The following is a 16,277-nucleotide window of genomic DNA, read 5'->3' on the forward strand; positions in this document are numbered from 1 at the left end:
CTCTCCATCCGGCCGGGCAGCGCGTGACCTCCGGCAGCACGGGCGCCCTGAAGGCCACGGTCACCGCCGCCGTCGACGGCTCCTTCCGCTGCGCGACCACGGGCGCGGCCGTCGCCGTCGACGTGTGCTGACGGGCTCCGGCACCTGTCACACGGGCGTCGGGGTCCGCTCCGGGCGTGGGGCCGGGACGGCCGGCTCGGGGGCGACCGGGCGGCGGGTGTCGTGCGCGGCGACCGCCGCCCGCACCCGCCGCAGCAGGGCACCCCGCCCCGTGCCCAGCTCGGGAGCCCGCCCGCCGGGGGCGTCCGCGAGGGCGGCCTCGATCGCGAGGCGCGTCCGCGCGGGGTCACGGCGGTAGCGGACCCCCGAGACGCCGGAGCGACTGCCCACCCGCATCAACGTGGTGTCCTCGCCCAGGTGTCGGACGTGCTCCAGCTTCGAGAAGAGCCATTCGCGCCGCTTCCTGCCGCAGAACAGCACCCGCTGCGCGGTGATCACCAGCGTCCCCGAGTCGCGGACGTCGACCCCCTGGCCGGTGGCGTCGGGCTGCACCAGGTCCGCGTCGGTCACCCACCACACCGACTCGTCCCGCCTGCGCCTGCCCCACTCGGCGAGCCAGCGCCCGGAGGACTCCTCCTCTTCCCCCAACTCCGCCGCGAACTCGGCGAGTTCGACGAGCCGCTCCCGCTCCTGCTCCCAGTCGCGCAGCAGGCCCTCGTAGGCCGCGGCCGCCCGCGCGGCCCGGCGCGCCTCCCGGGTCGGACGGCCGCGGCGGTGGACGTACGCGGCCCCCACCAGGAGGAGGAGCAGGAGGACGGCCTTCAACAGCAGGGCGAGCCAGTCACCGGCCGTCCAGCGGTCGTCCACGGCGACGGTGAGCCGCCGGGAGGTCGTGTTGCCGTACGCGTCCTCGGCGACGACCGTGACCGTGTGGCTGCCCGGCTCCAGGGCCCGAGTCACGGAGCCCGGCTTCCCGCTGGAGGTGAAGGCCTTGCGGGCGGCGGCCGAGCCGTAGGCCACCCGCACCTCGGCGCCGGCCTCGGTGGTGACCGCCAGGGCCAGCTCCCCGTGGGAGGCGCGCTCGCCGTCGGAGACGACCTTCAGCGCGGGGGCGACCGTGTCGACGGTCAGGGCCTCGCCCGTGGCGCGGCCGGTGCGCCCGTAGGCGTCGGTGACGGTGACGACGGGGGCCGGGTGGCGCCCGTCCGCCAGCCGCAGGTCCACCGTGGCCCGTCCCCCGTCGTCCGCGGTGAAGGCGTGCGCCGCGCCGTCGTCGGCGGTGAGGGTGCCCTTGGCGTGCGGGGGAGCGGTGATCGTGTACCGGACGTCGCCCGAGCCGCGCCGGTGCTCGGCGCCGACCCGGGGGGCCAGCTCGGCCAGCTCCACGTGGAGCTTCCGTTCCGCCCGGCCGACGTTGCCCGCCCCGTCCGTCACCGTCAGCCGGACCGTGTAGTCGCCGTCCGGGAGAGTGAGCAGGGTGTCCGCGCCGTCCCCGACGGTGCCGGTGAACGCCTCCTCGCGGCCGACGACGGTGAGCTCGTACGCCGCTCCGTCCTCCGAGGTGAAGGCCACCGCCGAGCTCGCGGTCGCCGCGTCGGCCGCGCCCACGGTGAAGCCGCTGACGGCCGGGGCCTCCGCGTCCACCTCCAGGGTGAACGCGTCGACCGGGTCGCTGGTGTTGTCGGCGGTGTCGGTGGCCGTGACGGTGTAGGTGTGCGAGCCGCTCGCGGCGGTGAAGGCGACGGTCTGGGCGCCGCCGGTCGCGGTGGCCTTGGCGACGACCTCCCCGGGATCGCCGTACTCGTCCGTCTCGGCGACCTCGATGCGGGATCCCCGCTCCGCCGTGACCGTCAGGCCGACCTTGCCGCCCCGGCCCGTGTGCGGCCGGACCACCTTCGGGCGGCGCGGCGCGGTGATGTCCAGCGACGCGGACGGCGACGTACCGCTGTCGCCCGACGCGCCGCAGTAGGTGTCGTAGCCGAGATCGCCGCAGACGTACGAACCCGTGTCCGACGGGCAGGAGTGCCAGCGGTGGCAGCCGTCCCGGTGGGCCTGGGCGGGCACCGGCACGAGGGCCAGCAGCAGGGTCGCCGCACCGGCGACCACGGCGGCCCGCGCGGCCCGTCTGCGGGTTCTCCGTGATGGTGATGCCGAGGTCGATGTCATGATCCAGCCCCCCTGGTCAGAATGTAAGGGGAGTGTAAGGACATCGCCGGGGTCGTCGGCCCGCTTGGTTTGACCTGCGTCACGTCCGGGGTATTCTCTCCGGCTCGATTGGCGGAGGCCCTGTCCCGTATGGCAGACTAGCGGGGTTGCTCGGTCGAGTGTTGATGCTGTGCGCCTCCCGCCGGGAGGACCGGAAGCGAGTCCCACAGTACTCGTCGCCCTAACTGCCTCACGGCAGCGCTGGGGCGGACGTACGGGAATCTTTCGGGAAGCGCGGTGCGGCAGCGGCCAGGCGCCCGGTGGGCCTTCCGCCCCCGGCCTGCGGTACCGGAAGGGCCGTGTGCATTCCCGTAGGGATGTTCGAACAAGGGACATCTTTGTCAGCGGGAGCGCGACACGCCCGACCGCGTGGGTCGGAGAAAACGGAAGCCGGCGGGCTCCAGAGCGAAGAAGACAAAGGACTACTGAGTAGCCATGGCGGGACAGAAGATCCGCATCCGGCTCAAGGCCTACGACCACGAGGTCATCGACTCCTCGGCGAAGAAGATCGTCGAGACGGTGACCCGCACTGGTGCGTCGGTCGCGGGCCCGGTGCCGCTGCCCACTGAGAAGAACGTGTACTGCGTCATCAAGTCGCCGCACAAGTACAAGGACTCGCGCGAGCACTTCGAGATGCGCACGCACAAGCGCCTGATCGACATCCTCGACCCGACGCCCAAGACCGTTGACTCTCTGATGCGACTCGACCTCCCGGCCGGTGTCGACATCGAGATCAAGCTCTAGGGGCCGGTGATCTGAGAATGGCTAAGCAGATCAAGGGCATCCTGGGCGAGAAGCTCGGCATGACGCAGGTGTGGGACGAGAACAACCGCGTTGTTCCGGTCACCGTCGTCAAGGCCAGCCCCAATGTCGTGACCCAGGTCCGCACGAACGACGTGGACGGCTACGAGTCCGTCCAGATCGCGTTCGGCGAGATCGACCCGCGCAAGGTGAACAAGCCCCTCAAGGGCCACTTCGCCAAGGCCGACGTCACTCCCCGCCGCCACCTCGTCGAGATCCGTACCGCTGACGCCAGCGAGTACACCCTCGGCCAGGAGATCACCGCCGAGGTGTTCGAGGCCGGCATCAAGGTCGACGTGACCGGCAAGAGCAAGGGCAAGGGCTTCGCCGGTGTCATGAAGCGTCACAACTTCAAGGGCCTCGGCGCCGGTCACGGCACCCAGCGCAAGCACCGCTCGCCCGGTTCCATCGGTGGCTGCGCCACACCGGGCCGCGTGTTCAAGGGCCTCCGCATGGCGGGTCGCATGGGCAACGAGCGTGTCACCACCCAGAACCTGACCGTCCACGCCGTTGACGCGGAGAAGGGTCTGCTGCTCATCAAGGGCGCCGTCCCCGGTCCGAACGGCGGCCTCGTCCTGGTCCGCACCGCGGCCAAGGGGGCCTGAGGTAACCGATGAGCACTGTTGACATCCTTTCGCCTGCCGGCGAGAAGACCGGTAGCGTCGAGCTCCCCGCGGAGATCTTCGGCGTGGAGAAGGTCAGCATCCCGCTGATCCACCAGGTCGTCGTCGCGCAGAACGCGGCTGCCCGCCAGGGCACGCACAAGACCAAGACCCGTGGCGAAGTCCGTGGTGGTGGCAAGAAGCCTTACCGCCAGAAGGGCACCGGCCGCGCCCGTCAGGGCTCGACCCGCGCGCCGCAGTTCGCCGGCGGTGGCGTCGTGCACGGCCCCCAGCCGCGCGACTACTCGCAGCGGACCCCCAAGAAGATGAAGGCTGCCGCCCTGCGTCACGCCCTCACCGACCGGGCCCGCCACAACCGCATCCACGTCGTCACCGGCGTGGTCGACGGCGACATCTCCACCAAGGCCGCGCGGACGCTGTTCGGCAAGATCAGCGAGCGCAAGAACCTGCTGCTCGTCGTCGAGCGCAGCGACGAGGCCGCGTGGCTGTCCGCCCGCAACCTGCCCCAGGTGCACATCCTGGAGCCGGGCCAGCTGAACACGTACGACGTGATCGTCTCGGACGACGTGGTCTTCACCCAGGCCGCTCTCGAGTCCTTCGTCGCCGGCCCGAAGGCCAACGACACCGAAGGGACTGAGGTCTGATGGCCACCCGTCACCCCTCCATCGCCTCGAAGGCCGCCAAGGCCGCGAAGGCCGCGCGCGTCGCCAAGGCGCGCCGCCACGAGGCCGAGGGCAAGAACACCGTCGTCACCGCGCCCAGCAAGGCGTACACGGACCCCCGTGACGTGCTGCTGAAGCCGGTCGTGTCGGAGAAGAGCTACGCGCTCCTCGACGAGAACAAGTACACGTTCATCGTCGACCCGAACGCCAACAAGACCCAGATCAAGCAGGCCGTCCAGGCGGTCTTCTCGGTCAAGGTCACCGGCGTCAACACGATCAACCGCATCGGCAAGCGCAAGCGCACCAAGACCGGCTTCGGTCAGCGCGCCTCCACCAAGCGCGCGATCGTGACCCTTGCCGAGGGCGACCGTATCGACATCTTCGGCGGTCCGACCGCGTAAGCGGGTCGGATCGTCCGATATCGGACGAGGACTGAAAAATGGGAATCCGCAAGTACAAGCCGACTACGCCGGGCCGTCGTGGCTCCAGCGTCGCCGACTTCGTCGAGGTCACGCGGTCCACGCCGGAGAAGTCGCTGGTCCGCCCCCTGCACAGCAAGGGCGGCCGTAACAACGCCGGTCGTGTGACCGTTCGCCACCAGGGTGGCGGACACAAGCGCGCCTACCGCGTGATCGACTTCCGTCGTCACGACAAGGACGGCGTGCCGGCGAAGGTCGCGCACATCGAGTACGACCCCAACCGCACCGCGCGCATCGCGCTGCTGCACTACGCCGACGGCGAGAAGCGCTACATCCTCGCCCCGCGCAACCTGCAGCAGGGTGACCGCGTCGAGAACGGTCCTGGGGCCGACATCAAGCCGGGCAACAACCTGGCGCTCCGCAACATCCCGGTCGGTACCACGATCCACGCGATCGAGATCCGTCCCGGTGGCGGCGCCAAGTTCGCCCGCTCCGCCGGTGCCTCGGTGCAGCTGCTCGCGAAGGAGGGCACCATGGCCCACCTCCGCATGCCTTCCGGTGAGATCCGCCTGGTCGACCAGCGCTGCCGCGCCACGGTCGGCGAGGTCGGCAACGCCGAGCAGAGCAACATCAACTGGGGCAAGGCCGGCCGCAAGCGCTGGCTGGGCGTCCGTCCGACCGTTCGCGGTGTGGCGATGAACCCGGTTGACCACCCGCACGGTGGTGGTGAGGGCAAGACCTCCGGTGGTCGCCACCCGGTCTCGCCGTGGGGTCAGAAGGAGGGTCGTACTCGTTCGCCGAAGAAGGCTTCGAACAAGTACATCGTCCGCCGCCGCAAGACGAACAAGAAGCGCTAGGAGCGGGTTTAGATGCCGCGCAGTCTCAAGAAGGGGCCCTTCGTCGACGACCACCTGATCAAGAAGGTGGACGCCCAGAACGAAGCAGGCACCAAGAACGTCATCAAGACCTGGTCCCGTCGCTCCATGATCGTGCCGGCCATGCTCGGCCACACGCTCGCGGTGCACAACGGCAAGACCCACATCCCGGTGTTCGTCACCGAGTCGATGGTCGGCCACAAGCTCGGCGAGTTCTCGCCGACGCGCACCTTCCGGGGTCACGTCAAGGACGACCGGAAGTCGAAGCGCCGCTAGTAGCGGATCGCATTCAGACACGTAAGTAACTGAGAGGGACAACCATGGAAGCCAGGGCCCAGGCGCGGTACATCCGCGTCACGCCCATGAAGGCCCGCCGCGTGGTGGACCTGATCCGTGGCATGGACGCCACGGAGGCTCAGGCTGTTCTGCGATTCGCTCCGCAGGCAGCCTCCGTGCCCGTCGGCAAGGTGCTCGACAGCGCCATCGCCAACGCCGCGCACAACTACGACCACACGGACGCCACCTCGCTGGTCATCAGCGAGGCGTACGTCGACGAGGGCCCGACCCTGAAGCGGTTCCGGCCGCGCGCCCAGGGCCGTGCCTACCGGATCCGCAAGCGGACCAGCCACATCACCGTGGTCGTCAGCAGCAAGGAAGGGACCCGGTAATGGGCCAGAAGGTTAACCCGCATGGGTTCCGGCTCGGTATCACCACGGACTTCAAGTCCCGCTGGTACGCCGACAAGTCGTACAAGGAGTACGTCGGGGAAGACGTCGCCATCCGTCGGATGATGACGTCCGGCATGGAGCGCGCCGGCATCTCGAAGGTGGAGATCGAGCGCACCCGTGACCGTGTCCGCGTCGACATCCACACCGCCCGGCCGGGCATCGTCATCGGCCGTCGCGGCGCGGAGGCCGACCGTATCCGCGGCGACCTGGAGAAGCTGACCAAGAAGCAGGTCCAGCTCAACATCCTCGAGGTCAAGAGCCCCGAGACGGACGCTCAGCTGGTGGCCCAGGCCGTCGCCGAGCAGCTCTCCTCCCGCGTCTCCTTCCGTCGCGCCATGCGTAAGAGCATGCAGGGCACGATGAAGGCCGGCGCCAAGGGCATCAAGATCCAGTGCGGTGGCCGTCTCGGCGGCGCCGAGATGTCCCGCTCGGAGTTCTACCGCGAGGGCCGTGTGCCCCTGCACACGCTCCGCGCGAACGTGGACTACGGCTTCTTCGAGGCCAAGACGACCTTCGGCCGCATCGGTGTGAAGGTCTGGATCTACAAGGGCGACGTCAAGAACATCGCCGAGGTCCGCGCCGAGAACGCCGCTGCCCGCGCCGGCAACCGCCCGGCCCGTGGCGGCGCCGACCGTCCCGCCGGCCGTGGTGGCCGCGGTGGCGAGCGTGGCGGTCGCGGTCGTAAGCCGCAGCAGGCTCCCGCTGCCGAGGCCCCCAAGGCCGAGGCTCCGGCGGCCGCTCCGGCTGAGAGCACCGGAACGGAGGCCTGACCGACATGCTGATCCCCCGTAGGGTCAAGCACCGCAAGCAGCACCACCCGAAGCGTCGCGGTGAGGCCAAGGGCGGTACGACGGTCGCGTTCGGCGAGTACGGCATCCAGGCCCTCACGCCGGCGTACGTGACCAACCGCCAGATCGAGGCGGCCCGTATCGCGATGACCCGCCACATCAAGCGTGGCGGCAAGGTCTGGATCAACATCTACCCGGACCGCCCCCTCACCAAGAAGCCTGCCGAGACCCGCATGGGTTCCGGTAAGGGTTCGCCGGAGTGGTGGATCGCGAACGTGCACCCGGGCCGGGTCATGTTCGAACTGTCCTACCCGAACGAGAAGATCGCCCGTGAGGCCCTCACTCGCGCAGCCCACAAGCTGCCGATGAAGTGCCGGATCGTCAAGCGCGAGGCAGGTGAAGCGTGATGTCGGTCGGTACCAAGGCGTCCGAGCTGCGCGAACTGGGTGACGAGGAGCTGCTCAACAAGCTCCGCGAAGCCAAGGAAGAGCTGTTCAACCTCCGCTTCCAGGCGGCGACGGGCCAGCTCGAGAACCACGGCCGTCTGAAGGCGGTCCGCAAGGACATCGCGCGGATCTACACCCTGATGCGCGAGCGTGAGCTGGGCATCGAAACGGTGGAGAACGCCTGATGAGCGAGAACAACGTGAGTGAGAACGAAGAGGCGCGCGGCTTCCGCAAGACCCGTGAGGGTCTCGTCGTCAGCGACAAGATGGACAAGACCGTCGTCGTCGCCGTCGAGGACCGCGTCAAGCACGCGCTGTACGGCAAGGTCATCCGCCGTACGAACAAGCTCAAGGCGCACGACGAGCAGAACGCCGCGGGCGTCGGCGACCGTGTCCTCCTGATGGAGACCCGGCCGCTGTCCGCGACGAAGCGCTGGCGCGTCGTCGAGATCCTCGAGAAGGCCAAGTAATTTCCTGCGGGCATCCCCGCAGGACAGTTCCGCCAGGCTCGGCAGGGGTTCCATAACAGAACCCCTGCCGGGAACCGGCAGACAAACAGGAGATAGACGTGATCCAGCAGGAGTCGCGACTGCGTGTCGCCGACAACACTGGTGCGAAGGAGATCCTTTGCATCCGTGTGCTCGGTGGCTCCGGTCGCCGCTACGCGGGCATCGGTGACGTCATCGTCGCCACCGTCAAGGACGCGATCCCCGGTGGCAACGTGAAGAAGGGTGACGTCGTCAAGGCGGTCATCGTTCGCACCGTCAAGGAGCGCCGCCGTCCGGACGGCTCGTACATCCGCTTCGACGAGAACGCCGCCGTCATTCTGAAGAACGACGGCGACCCTCGCGGCACCCGCATCTTCGGCCCGGTCGGCCGTGAGCTGCGCGAGAAGAAGTTCATGAAGATCATCTCGCTCGCGCCGGAGGTGCTGTAAGCATGAAGATCAAGAAGGGCGACCTGGTCCAGGTCATCACCGGTAAGGACAAGGGCAAGCAGGGCAAGGTCATCGCGGCCTTCCCCCGCGAGGACCGCGTCCTGGTCGAGGGTGTCAACCGGGTCAAGAAGCACACCAAGGCCGGCCCGACCGCCAAGGGCTCGCAGGCCGGTGGCATCGTCACGACCGAGGCCCCGATCCACGTCTCCAACGTCCAGCTGGTCGTGGAGAAGGACGGCAACAAGGTCGTCACGCGTGTCGGTTACCGCTTCGACGACGAGGGCAACAAGATCCGCGTTGCCAAGCGGACGGGTGAGGACATCTGATGGCTACCACCACCACTCCGCGTCTCAAGACGAAGTACCGCGAGGAGATCGCGGGCAAGCTGCGTGACGAGTTCCAGTACGAGAACGTCATGCAGATCCCGGGCCTCGTCAAGATCGTGGTCAACATGGGTGTCGGCGACGCCGCCCGTGACTCGAAGCTGATCGAGGGCGCGATCCGCGACCTGACCCAGATCACCGGTCAGAAGCCGGCCGTCACCAAGGCCCGCAAGTCCATCGCGCAGTTCAAGCTGCGTGAGGGTCAGCCGATCGGTGCCCACGTCACGCTCCGTGGCGACCGCATGTGGGAGTTCCTGGACCGCACCCTGTCGCTCGCGCTGCCGCGCATCCGCGACTTCCGTGGTCTGTCCCCCAAGCAGTTCGACGGCCGTGGCAACTACACCTTCGGTCTCACGGAGCAGGTCATGTTCCACGAGATCGACCAGGACAAGATCGACCGTACCCGGGGTATGGACATCACCGTGGTGACCACGGCGACCAACGACGCTGAGGGCCGCGCCCTCCTTCGTCACCTCGGCTTCCCCTTCAAGGAGGCGTGAGCGAGATGGCGAAGAAGGCTCTGATCGCTAAGGCTGCTCGCAAGCCCAAGTTCGGTGTGCGCGCGTACACCCGCTGCCAGCGCTGCGGCCGTCCGCACTCCGTGTACCGCAAGTTCGGCCTCTGCCGCGTGTGCCTTCGTGAGATGGCTCACCGTGGCGAGCTGCCGGGCGTGACCAAGAGCTCCTGGTAATCCCCCTATTTAGGGGTTCCAGAGGCTCTCGGTAAGCAATGGGCGTGTCAGGCGCCCACCTCTTCATGGCTTAGGCTTGGGGGGTTGGGCGCCTGACGGTCGCCCGTACGACTTACTACGCCGTAGGTCCACCGCGCCGCACCCGTCCCGTCTCGGATCGGGGAGAGGGATGGCGCACCAGGAAACCCCGGCGAGAGAGGCCACAGGCCAATTCATGACCATGACTGATCCGATCGCAGACATGCTGACGCGTCTGCGGAACGCGAACTCGGCGTACCACGACTCCGTGACGATGCCGGCGTCCAAGATCAAGTCTCACATCGCGGAGATCCTCCAGCAGGAGGGCTTCATCACCGGCTGGAGCGTCGAGGACGCCGAGGTCGGCAAGAACCTCACCCTCGAGCTGAAGTTCGGCCCGAACCGTGAGCGCTCCATCGCGGGCATCAAGCGGATCTCCAAGCCCGGTCTCCGGGTGTACGCGAAGTCCACCTCCCTGCCGAAGGTGCTGGGCGGCCTCGGCGTGGCGATCATCTCCACGTCGCACGGGCTCCTCACCGACAAGCAGGCCGGCAAGAAGGGCGTGGGTGGGGAAGTCCTCGCCTACGTCTGGTAGCAGAAGGGAACGGAGGAAACAGCTATGTCGCGCATCGGCAAGCTCCCCATCGCGGTTCCCGCCGGCGTGGACGTCACCATCGACGGCCGGACCGTGTCGGTCAAGGGCCCCAAGGGTTCGCTGACTCACACCGTCGTGGCACCGATCGACATCGCCAAGGGCGAGGACGGCACTCTCCAGGTGACCCGCCCCAACGACGAGCGTCAGAGCAAGGCCCTGCACGGCCTGTCCCGCACGCTGGTGGCGAACATGATCACCGGCGTGACCCAGGGTTACGTGAAGAAGCTCGAGATCAGCGGTGTCGGTTACCGCGTGACCGCCAAGGGCTCGAACCTCGAGTTCGCGCTCGGTTACAGCCACCCGATCCTGGTCGAGGCCCCCGAGGGCATCACCTTCAAGGTCGAGGCCCCGACCCGTTTCTCGGTCGAGGGCATCGACAAGCAGAAGGTCGGCGAGGTCGCGGCCAACATCCGCAAGCTGCGCAAGCCCGACCCGTACAAGGCCAAGGGCGTCAAGTACGAGGGCGAAGTCATCCGCCGCAAGGTCGGAAAGGCGGGTAAGTAAGCCATGGCATACGGACAGAAGATCCTGAAGGGCGACGCCTACAAGCGCGCCGCGATCAAGCGCCGTCACATCCGGATCCGCAAGCGGATCTCCGGTACGGCGGAGCGTCCCCGTCTGGTCGTTACCCGCTCGAACCGCCACATCGTGGCCCAGGTGATCGACGACATCAAGGGTCACACCCTGGCGTCGGCGTCCACCCTGGACACGTCGGTCCGCGGCGGCGAGGGCGACAAGTCCGCGCAGGCCAAGCAGGTCGGCGCCCTGGTCGCCGAGCGTGCCAAGGCCGCCGGTGTCGAGGCTGTCGTATTCGACCGTGGTGGCAACCAGTACGCCGGGCGCATCGCCGCCCTGGCGGACGCCGCCCGCGAAGCCGGGCTCAAGTTCTGAGCCGCTCGTAGCTAGCGGAAAGAGAGAGGTAATCCAATGGCTGGACCCCAGCGCCGCGGTGGCGGTGCCGGTGGCGGCGAGCGGCGGGACCGTAAGGGTCGTGACGGTGGCGCAGCCGCCGCCGAGAAGACTGCTTACGTTGAGCGTGTCGTCGCGATCAACCGTGTCGCCAAGGTTGTGAAGGGTGGTCGTCGCTTCAGCTTCACCGCGCTGGTCGTGGTGGGCGACGGTGACGGCACCGTGGGTGTCGGTTACGGCAAGGCCAAGGAGGTGCCGGCCGCCATCGCCAAGGGTGTTGAGGAGGCCAAGAAGCACTTCTTCAAGGTCCCCCGTATCCAGGGCACCATCCCGCACCCGATCACGGGTGAGAAGGCTGCCGGCGTCGTGCTGCTCAAGCCCGCGTCCCCCGGTACCGGCGTCATCGCCGGTGGCCCGGTGCGCGCCGTGCTCGAGTGCGCCGGTATCCACGACGTGCTGTCGAAGTCGCTCGGCTCGTCCAACGCGATCAACATCGTGCACGCGACCGTGGAGGCCCTGAAGGGCCTGCAGCGTCCCGAGGAGATCGCGGCCCGCCGCGGTCTGCCGCTCGAGGACGTCGCCCCCGCGGCTCTGCTTCGTGCGCGTGCGGGAGCGGGTGCGTAATGGCTCGCCTCAAGATCACGCAGACGAAGTCGTACATCGGCAGCAAGCAGAACCACCGTGAGACCCTGCGTTCGCTCGGGCTGAAGCGCCTGAACGACGTGGTCGTCAAGGAGGATCGTCCCGAGTTCCGCGGCATGGTGCACACCGTCCGCCACCTCGTGACGGTCGAGGAGGTCGACTGATCATGGCGGAGAACAACCCGCTCAAGATCCACAACCTCCGTCCCGCCCCGGGCGCCAAGACCGCCAAGACCCGTGTCGGTCGTGGTGAGGCGTCGAAGGGTAAGACGGCCGGTCGTGGTACGAAGGGCACGAAGGCCCGTTACCAGGTTCCGGAGCGCTTCGAGGGTGGCCAGATGCCGCTCCACATGCGCCTCCCGAAGCTGAAGGGCTTCAAGAACCCGTTCAAGACCGAGTTCCAGGTCGTGAACCTCGACAAGCTGGCTGCGCTGTACCCCGAGGGTGGCGAGGTCACCGTCGAGGGTCTCGTCGCCAAGGGTGCCGTTCGCAAGAACAGCCTCGTCAAGGTGCTCGGCCAGGGCGAGATCTCCGTGGCGCTGCAGGTGACGGTCGACGCCGTCTCCGGCTCCGCCAAGGAGAAGATCACCGCCGCCGGCGGTACCGTCACCGAGCTCGTCTGACCACATCAGGCGTCTCGATGACTTGAGCGATCCCGACCGGGGATACCCCACAAATGGGGTATCCCCGGTTGGTCGTTCCTAGGGAAGCTGTGTCGCGGGTAAGGTGACCAGCACTGCCCACTTTTCACAAGGTTCTCTCAAAGGGGCACCTTGAGCGGCAGTCGGCCGTTAGTCCTGTCGTTGTTCTATTCGACCTTCAAGACCGTCACCCTTGACGCAGATGCGCGGGGGTCGCAGGAGGCACCGTGCTCACCGCGTTCGCCCGGGCGTTCAGGACGCCCGACCTGCGCAAGAAGCTGCTCTTCACGCTCGGCATCATCGTGGTGTACCGGGTCGGTACGCACATCCCGATCCCCGGCGTCGACTACACGTCCGTACAGCGCTGCGTCGACGAGGCGTCCGGCAACCAGGGCCTCTTCGGTCTGGTGAACATGTTCAGCGGCGGCGCGCTGCTGCAGATCACCATCTTCGCCCTCGGCATCATGCCGTACATCACGGCGAGCATCATTCTTCAGCTGCTGACCGTGGTCATCCCGCGCCTGGAAGCCCTCAAGAAGGAGGGCTCGGCCGGTACGGCGAAGATCACGCAGTACACGCGTTACCTGACCGTGGCGCTGGCCATCCTCCAGGGCACCGGTCTGGTGGCCACCGCCCGCAGCGGCGCGCTGTTCTCCGGCTGCACCGTCGCCAGCCAGATCGTCCCGGACCGCGCGATCTTCAGCACCATCGTGATGGTCATCTGCATGACCGCCGGTACGGCCGTCGTCATGTGGCTCGGTGAGCTCATCACCGACCGCGGCATCGGCAACGGCATGTCGATCCTGATGTTCATCTCGATCGCCGCGACCTTCCCGTCCGCGCTGTGGGCGATCAAGAAGTCGGGCACCCTGGCGGACGGCTGGATCGAGTTCGGCACGGTCGTCGCGGTCGGCCTGGTGATGGTCGCCCTGGTCGTCTTCGTCGAGCAGGCCCAGCGCCGGATCCCCGTGCAGTACGCCAAGCGCATGATCGGCCGCCGGTCCTACGGCGGTACCTCGACGTACATCCCCCTCAAGGTGAACCAGGCCGGTGTGATCCCGGTCATCTTCGCCTCGTCGCTGCTCTACATCCCCGCCCTCGTCGCGCAGTTCTCCAGCGGGAACTCCAGCTGGAAGACCTGGATCGAGACGAATCTGACCAAGGGCGACCACCCGATCTACATCAGCATGTACTTCCTGCTGATCGTTTTCTTCGCCTTCTTCTATGTGGCCATCTCCTTCAACCCCGAGGAAGTCGCCGACAACATGAAGAAGTATGGTGGCTTCATCCCGGGCATCCGGGCTGGCCGACCGACCGCTGAGTACCTGTCGTACGTGCTCAACCGGATCACCTGGCCGGGTTCGCTGTACTTGGGTCTGATCGCTCTCGTGCCGACGATGGCGTTGGTTGGTTTCGGGGCAAATCAGAACTTCCCCTTCGGCGGGACCAGCATCCTGATCATCGTGGGTGTGGGCCTCGAGACGGTGAAGCAGATCGAGAGCCAGCTCCAGCAGCGCAATTACGAAGGGTTCCTCCGCTGATGCGAATCGTCCTCGTCGGGCCGCCGGGTGCCGGGAAGGGTACGCAGGCCACTCGTCTGGCCGAGACTCTGCGCGTTCCGCACATCTCCACGGGCGACCTGTTCCGCGCCAACATCAGCCGGCAGACCGACCTCGGGAAACTCGCGAAGTCCTACATGGACAAGGGCGAACTGGTGCCGGACACGGTGACCATCGCCATGGCCAAGGACCGCATGGAGCAGCCGGACGCCGAGCGCGGTTTCCTGCTGGACGGTTTCCCGCGCAACGTCTCGCAGGCCGAGGCCCTGGACGAGCTCCTCACCACCGAGAGCATCAAGCTGGACGCGGTCCTCGATCTGGAGGCCCCCGAGGAGGAGGTCGTCAAGCGGATCGCCGGCCGGCGCATCTGCCGCAACGACTCCGCCCACGTCTTCCACGTGACGTACAAGAAGCCGCAGCAGGAGGGCGTCTGTGACGTCTGCGGCGGCGAGCTGTACCAGCGGGACGACGACTCCGAGGCGACCGTCCGGACGCGGCTGGAGGTCTACCACACGCAGACCGAGCCGATCATCGATTACTACAAGGCCCAGGGCCTGGTCGTGACCATCGATTCCATGGGCCCCGTGGAGCAGGTCACCGATCGTGCGCTGGCGGCGCTGAAGCGCGAGGGCGACGACGCGTAGTCGTCCGTCCCGTACGGCCGTGGAGTCCCCTGGACCCCACGGCCGTACTGTTGTGTAGGCAGTACCCGATCCCCCGACCGAGTGATGGAGAGCGCAGGCCCTCATGGTGCAGATCAAGAGTCCCGAGCAGATCGCGAAGATGCGTGCGGCGGGGCTGGTCGTCGCCGCCATCCACGCGGCGACGCGGGAGGCGGCGGTACCGGGGGCCACCACCAAGGACCTGGACGAGGTCGCGCGCAAGGTGCTGGCCGAGCACGGCGCGAAGTCGAACTTCCTCGGGTACGGCGGTTTCCCCGCGACCATCTGCACCTCGGCGAACGACGTCGTGGTGCACGGCATCCCGTCCGACGAGGTGGTCCTCAAGGACGGCGACATCATCTCCATCGACTGCGGCGCGATCGTGGACGGCTGGCACGGCGACGCGGCGTACACCGCGTTCGTGGGCTCCGGTCACGCCCCGGAGCTGATCGAGCTCTCCCGGGTGACGGAGGAGTCGATGTGGGCCGGGATCGCCGCGATGAAGCTCGGCAACCGGCTCGTCGACGTCTCGCGCGCCATCGAGACGTACATCCGCCGCCAGCCCAAGCCCGGCGGCGGGCGCTACGGCATCATCGAGGACTACGGCGGCCACGGCATCGGCACCGAGATGCACATGGACCCGCATCTGCTGAACTACGTCGACCGGCGCCGGGGCAAGGGCCCCAAGCTGGTGCCCGGCTTCTGCCTCGCGATCGAGCCGATGGTGTCCCTGGGCACCCCGCGCACCGAGGTGCTGGAGGACGACTGGACGGTCATCACGACCGACGGCACGTGGTCGTCCCACTGGGAGCACAGCGTGGCCCTCACGGAGGAGGGCCCCCTGGTCCTGACCGCCCCGGACGGCGGCAAGGCGAAGCTGGCGGAACATGGGGTTGTGGCCGCGCCGGATCCGTTGGGCTGAGCTCGGTCGTGCGGCTGCGGGCCGGTGGGGGCTGCTCGCGCAGTTCCCCGCGCCCCTTGGTGGGCTGTCCCGAGGGATTTTTCAAGCTTACGGATCTCTCTCGTGGGGCAGACTCTCTCGATTCGTGTTTCTCGGGGCCCTGACGTAGACTGACTCGTCGGCTCTCGTGCACCCGCATGTCTGCATGCGCTCGCACAGAGTCGATCAAGGTAGTCGATTCGAAGGGCGAAGCGTGGCCAAGAAGCAAGGTGCCATCGAGATCGAGGGCACTGTCGTCGAGTCTCTGCCGAACGCCATGTTCAAGGTCGAGCTCCAGAACGGCCACCAGGTCCTGGCACACATCAGCGGCAAGATGCGGATGCACTACATCCGTATCCTCCCTGACGACCGGGTCGTGGTGGAGCTGTCTCCGTACGACCTGACGCGTGGCCGGATCGTCTACCGGTACAAGTAGATCTTGCCCACGTCCCGCGCAAGCGGGACCGCCGGCAACTGACCCGGAGAACCTCACATCCCATGAAGGTCAAGCCGAGCGTCAAGAAGATCTGCGACAAGTGCAGGGTGATCCGCCGTCACGGTCGGGTCATGATCATTTGCGAGAACCCGCGCCACAAGCAGCGCCAGGGCTGATCGCAGCCGATCTCTCCCTCTGCATCGAGATCGCAGAGACTTCGCGCGACGCGAGCTGAATATGTTCATACGCAGGACCCAGG

27 protein-coding genes are annotated in these 16,277 nt (G+C 67.5%); 26 read left to right on the forward strand and 1 reads right to left on the reverse strand.

Annotation, left to right across the window (positions count from 1 at the left end; all coding sequences use genetic code 11):
- Positions 1 to 147: 147 nt before the first annotated feature.
- Entirely contained in the window at positions 148 to 2,166 is a 2,019-nt protein-coding gene (locus ABZ490_RS17820; RefSeq protein WP_358990570.1) for a hypothetical protein, read from the reverse strand.
- 474 nt (positions 2,167 to 2,640) lie between these two features.
- On the opposite strand from ABZ490_RS17820, the gene rpsJ reads away from it, so the two are divergent.
- The 26 genes from rpsJ (at position 2,641) to rpmJ (ending at position 16,194) form a co-directional block, all read left to right on the forward strand.
- Positions 2,641 to 2,949 carry a 30S ribosomal protein S10 gene (gene rpsJ / locus ABZ490_RS17825; RefSeq protein ID WP_003948644.1) on the forward strand — a complete coding sequence of 103 codons (309 nt, stop codon included), beginning with the start codon at positions 2,641 to 2,643 and terminating at the stop codon, positions 2,947 to 2,949.
- 17 nt (positions 2,950 to 2,966) lie between these two features.
- Positions 2,967 to 3,611 carry a 50S ribosomal protein L3 gene (gene rplC, locus ABZ490_RS17830; protein WP_306977562.1) on the forward strand — a complete coding sequence of 215 codons (645 nt, stop codon included), beginning with the start codon at positions 2,967 to 2,969 and terminating at the stop codon, positions 3,609 to 3,611.
- Positions 3,612 to 3,619: 8 nt separating this feature from the next.
- Positions 3,620 to 4,273, forward strand: a complete 654-nt coding sequence (gene rplD / locus ABZ490_RS17835; protein WP_358990574.1) for a 50S ribosomal protein L4 — start codon at positions 3,620 to 3,622, stop codon at positions 4,271 to 4,273.
- Positions 4,273 to 4,692, forward strand: coding sequence for a 50S ribosomal protein L23 (gene rplW, locus ABZ490_RS17840; RefSeq protein ID WP_358990577.1), 420 nt, complete (start codon positions 4,273 to 4,275; stop codon positions 4,690 to 4,692). The genes rplD and rplW overlap by 1 nt, the downstream gene beginning before the upstream one ends.
- Before the next feature lie 38 nt (positions 4,693 to 4,730).
- Positions 4,731 to 5,567: a 50S ribosomal protein L2 gene (gene rplB, locus ABZ490_RS17845; protein ID WP_030039757.1), complete on the forward strand. Its 837-nt coding sequence runs from the start codon at positions 4,731 to 4,733 to the stop codon at positions 5,565 to 5,567.
- Positions 5,568 to 5,579: 12 nt separating this feature from the next.
- A complete protein-coding gene (rpsS, locus tag ABZ490_RS17850; RefSeq protein WP_003992359.1) occupies positions 5,580 to 5,861 on the forward strand; it encodes a 30S ribosomal protein S19 in 282 nt (93 codons plus the stop codon).
- A 44-nt stretch (positions 5,862 to 5,905) separates the two neighbouring features.
- Positions 5,906 to 6,253 (forward strand): 50S ribosomal protein L22, encoded by a 348-nt coding sequence (rplV, locus tag ABZ490_RS17855; RefSeq protein ID WP_307128872.1) that lies wholly within the window; start codon positions 5,906 to 5,908, stop codon positions 6,251 to 6,253.
- Positions 6,253 to 7,083: a 30S ribosomal protein S3 gene (gene rpsC / locus ABZ490_RS17860; RefSeq protein WP_358990582.1), complete on the forward strand. Its 831-nt coding sequence runs from the start codon at positions 6,253 to 6,255 to the stop codon at positions 7,081 to 7,083. The genes rplV and rpsC overlap by 1 nt, the downstream gene beginning before the upstream one ends.
- Positions 7,084 to 7,088: 5 nt before the next feature.
- The gene (gene rplP, locus ABZ490_RS17865; protein WP_030788270.1) at positions 7,089 to 7,508 is read left to right on the forward strand and encodes a 50S ribosomal protein L16; all 420 of its coding nucleotides are present in this window, start codon (positions 7,089 to 7,091) and stop codon (positions 7,506 to 7,508) included.
- Positions 7,508 to 7,732, forward strand: a complete 225-nt coding sequence (gene rpmC / locus ABZ490_RS17870; protein ID WP_358990586.1) for a 50S ribosomal protein L29 — start codon at positions 7,508 to 7,510, stop codon at positions 7,730 to 7,732. Before rplP ends, rpmC begins: the two co-directional genes overlap by 1 nt.
- Entirely contained in the window at positions 7,732 to 8,016 is a 285-nt protein-coding gene (gene rpsQ, locus ABZ490_RS17875; RefSeq protein ID WP_358990589.1) for a 30S ribosomal protein S17, read from the forward strand. Before rpmC ends, rpsQ begins: the two co-directional genes overlap by 1 nt.
- A 98-nt stretch (positions 8,017 to 8,114) precedes the next feature.
- Positions 8,115 to 8,483 (forward strand): 50S ribosomal protein L14, encoded by a 369-nt coding sequence (rplN, locus tag ABZ490_RS17880; protein ID WP_003998823.1) that lies wholly within the window; start codon positions 8,115 to 8,117, stop codon positions 8,481 to 8,483.
- A gap of 2 nt (positions 8,484 to 8,485) precedes the next feature.
- Entirely contained in the window at positions 8,486 to 8,809 is a 324-nt protein-coding gene (gene rplX, locus ABZ490_RS17885; protein WP_030039760.1) for a 50S ribosomal protein L24, read from the forward strand.
- Complete coding sequence (gene rplE, locus ABZ490_RS17890; RefSeq protein WP_358990594.1) at positions 8,809 to 9,366, forward strand: 50S ribosomal protein L5; 558 nt, start codon at positions 8,809 to 8,811, stop codon at positions 9,364 to 9,366. The genes rplX and rplE overlap by 1 nt, the downstream gene beginning before the upstream one ends.
- Before the next feature lie 5 nt (positions 9,367 to 9,371).
- On the forward strand, positions 9,372 to 9,557 hold the full coding sequence (locus ABZ490_RS17895; RefSeq protein WP_003956452.1) for a type Z 30S ribosomal protein S14: 186 nt from the start codon (positions 9,372 to 9,374) through the stop codon (positions 9,555 to 9,557).
- Positions 9,558 to 9,771: 214 nt separating this feature from the next.
- Positions 9,772 to 10,170 carry a 30S ribosomal protein S8 gene (gene rpsH, locus ABZ490_RS17900; protein WP_358990596.1) on the forward strand — a complete coding sequence of 133 codons (399 nt, stop codon included), beginning with the start codon at positions 9,772 to 9,774 and terminating at the stop codon, positions 10,168 to 10,170.
- A 24-nt stretch (positions 10,171 to 10,194) separates the two neighbouring features.
- Positions 10,195 to 10,734, forward strand: a complete 540-nt coding sequence (rplF, locus tag ABZ490_RS17905; protein ID WP_358990599.1) for a 50S ribosomal protein L6 — start codon at positions 10,195 to 10,197, stop codon at positions 10,732 to 10,734.
- 3 nt (positions 10,735 to 10,737) lie between these two features.
- Positions 10,738 to 11,121 carry a 50S ribosomal protein L18 gene (gene rplR / locus ABZ490_RS17910; RefSeq protein ID WP_055632352.1) on the forward strand — a complete coding sequence of 128 codons (384 nt, stop codon included), beginning with the start codon at positions 10,738 to 10,740 and terminating at the stop codon, positions 11,119 to 11,121.
- A gap of 36 nt (positions 11,122 to 11,157) precedes the next feature.
- Complete coding sequence (gene rpsE, locus ABZ490_RS17915; protein ID WP_315884872.1) at positions 11,158 to 11,763, forward strand: 30S ribosomal protein S5; 606 nt, start codon at positions 11,158 to 11,160, stop codon at positions 11,761 to 11,763.
- The gene (rpmD, locus tag ABZ490_RS17920; protein ID WP_055632353.1) at positions 11,763 to 11,945 is read left to right on the forward strand and encodes a 50S ribosomal protein L30; all 183 of its coding nucleotides are present in this window, start codon (positions 11,763 to 11,765) and stop codon (positions 11,943 to 11,945) included. Before rpsE ends, rpmD begins: the two co-directional genes overlap by 1 nt.
- A 2-nt stretch (positions 11,946 to 11,947) precedes the next feature.
- Positions 11,948 to 12,403, forward strand: a complete 456-nt coding sequence (rplO, locus tag ABZ490_RS17925; RefSeq protein WP_003974249.1) for a 50S ribosomal protein L15 — start codon at positions 11,948 to 11,950, stop codon at positions 12,401 to 12,403.
- A 245-nt stretch (positions 12,404 to 12,648) separates the two neighbouring features.
- Positions 12,649 to 13,962, forward strand: coding sequence for a preprotein translocase subunit SecY (gene secY, locus ABZ490_RS17930; RefSeq protein WP_358990605.1), 1,314 nt, complete (start codon positions 12,649 to 12,651; stop codon positions 13,960 to 13,962).
- Positions 13,962 to 14,624 (forward strand): adenylate kinase, encoded by a 663-nt coding sequence (locus tag ABZ490_RS17935; protein WP_358990609.1) that lies wholly within the window; start codon positions 13,962 to 13,964, stop codon positions 14,622 to 14,624. Before secY ends, ABZ490_RS17935 begins: the two co-directional genes overlap by 1 nt.
- A gap of 103 nt (positions 14,625 to 14,727) precedes the next feature.
- Complete coding sequence (map, locus tag ABZ490_RS17940; RefSeq protein WP_358990612.1) at positions 14,728 to 15,564, forward strand: type I methionyl aminopeptidase; 837 nt, start codon at positions 14,728 to 14,730, stop codon at positions 15,562 to 15,564.
- A 232-nt stretch (positions 15,565 to 15,796) separates the two neighbouring features.
- Positions 15,797 to 16,018, forward strand: coding sequence for a translation initiation factor IF-1 (infA, locus tag ABZ490_RS17945; protein WP_003948620.1), 222 nt, complete (start codon positions 15,797 to 15,799; stop codon positions 16,016 to 16,018).
- 62 nt (positions 16,019 to 16,080) lie between these two features.
- Positions 16,081 to 16,194: a 50S ribosomal protein L36 gene (gene rpmJ, locus ABZ490_RS17950; RefSeq protein WP_004984509.1), complete on the forward strand. Its 114-nt coding sequence runs from the start codon at positions 16,081 to 16,083 to the stop codon at positions 16,192 to 16,194.
- Positions 16,195 to 16,277: the final 83 nt, after the last annotated feature.

It is taken from the genome of Streptomyces sp. NPDC005811, assembly GCF_040630405.1.
Classification (GTDB): domain Bacteria; phylum Actinomycetota; class Actinomycetes; order Streptomycetales; family Streptomycetaceae; genus Streptomyces.

Excerpts from the sequence above, each read along its gene's own strand:
- rpsJ (WP_003948644.1), top strand. The coding sequence starts at position 2,641 with ATGGCGGGACAGAAGATCCGCATCCGGCTCAAGGCCTACGACCACGAG.
- rplR (WP_055632352.1), top strand. The coding sequence starts at position 10,738 with ATGGCATACGGACAGAAGATCCTGAAGGGCGACGCCTACAAGCGCGCC.
- ABZ490_RS17820 (WP_358990570.1), bottom strand. The coding sequence starts at position 2,166 with ATGACATCGACCTCGGCATCACCATCACGGAGAACCCGCAGACGGGCC.
- rplP (WP_030788270.1), top strand. The coding sequence starts at position 7,089 with ATGCTGATCCCCCGTAGGGTCAAGCACCGCAAGCAGCACCACCCGAAG.
- rpsQ (WP_358990589.1), top strand. The coding sequence starts at position 7,732 with ATGAGCGAGAACAACGTGAGTGAGAACGAAGAGGCGCGCGGCTTCCGC.
- map (WP_358990612.1), top strand. The coding sequence starts at position 14,728 with ATGGTGCAGATCAAGAGTCCCGAGCAGATCGCGAAGATGCGTGCGGCG.
- rplO (WP_003974249.1), top strand. The coding sequence starts at position 11,948 with ATGGCGGAGAACAACCCGCTCAAGATCCACAACCTCCGTCCCGCCCCG.
- rplD (WP_358990574.1), top strand. The coding sequence starts at position 3,620 with ATGAGCACTGTTGACATCCTTTCGCCTGCCGGCGAGAAGACCGGTAGC.
- rpsH (WP_358990596.1), top strand. The coding sequence starts at position 9,772 with ATGACCATGACTGATCCGATCGCAGACATGCTGACGCGTCTGCGGAAC.
- rplF (WP_358990599.1), top strand. The coding sequence starts at position 10,195 with ATGTCGCGCATCGGCAAGCTCCCCATCGCGGTTCCCGCCGGCGTGGAC.
- rpmJ (WP_004984509.1), top strand. The coding sequence starts at position 16,081 with ATGAAGGTCAAGCCGAGCGTCAAGAAGATCTGCGACAAGTGCAGGGTG.
- rplE (WP_358990594.1), top strand. The coding sequence starts at position 8,809 with ATGGCTACCACCACCACTCCGCGTCTCAAGACGAAGTACCGCGAGGAG.
- rpsC (WP_358990582.1), top strand. The coding sequence starts at position 6,253 with ATGGGCCAGAAGGTTAACCCGCATGGGTTCCGGCTCGGTATCACCACG.
- rplV (WP_307128872.1), top strand. The coding sequence starts at position 5,906 with ATGGAAGCCAGGGCCCAGGCGCGGTACATCCGCGTCACGCCCATGAAG.
- rplX (WP_030039760.1), top strand. The coding sequence starts at position 8,486 with ATGAAGATCAAGAAGGGCGACCTGGTCCAGGTCATCACCGGTAAGGAC.
- rplB (WP_030039757.1), top strand. The coding sequence starts at position 4,731 with ATGGGAATCCGCAAGTACAAGCCGACTACGCCGGGCCGTCGTGGCTCC.
- rplW (WP_358990577.1), top strand. The coding sequence starts at position 4,273 with ATGGCCACCCGTCACCCCTCCATCGCCTCGAAGGCCGCCAAGGCCGCG.
- ABZ490_RS17935 (WP_358990609.1), top strand. The coding sequence starts at position 13,962 with ATGCGAATCGTCCTCGTCGGGCCGCCGGGTGCCGGGAAGGGTACGCAG.
- rpmD (WP_055632353.1), top strand. The coding sequence starts at position 11,763 with ATGGCTCGCCTCAAGATCACGCAGACGAAGTCGTACATCGGCAGCAAG.
- ABZ490_RS17895 (WP_003956452.1), top strand. The coding sequence starts at position 9,372 with ATGGCGAAGAAGGCTCTGATCGCTAAGGCTGCTCGCAAGCCCAAGTTC.
- rpmC (WP_358990586.1), top strand. The coding sequence starts at position 7,508 with ATGTCGGTCGGTACCAAGGCGTCCGAGCTGCGCGAACTGGGTGACGAG.
- rpsE (WP_315884872.1), top strand. The coding sequence starts at position 11,158 with ATGGCTGGACCCCAGCGCCGCGGTGGCGGTGCCGGTGGCGGCGAGCGG.
- rplC (WP_306977562.1), top strand. The coding sequence starts at position 2,967 with ATGGCTAAGCAGATCAAGGGCATCCTGGGCGAGAAGCTCGGCATGACG.
- rpsS (WP_003992359.1), top strand. The coding sequence starts at position 5,580 with ATGCCGCGCAGTCTCAAGAAGGGGCCCTTCGTCGACGACCACCTGATC.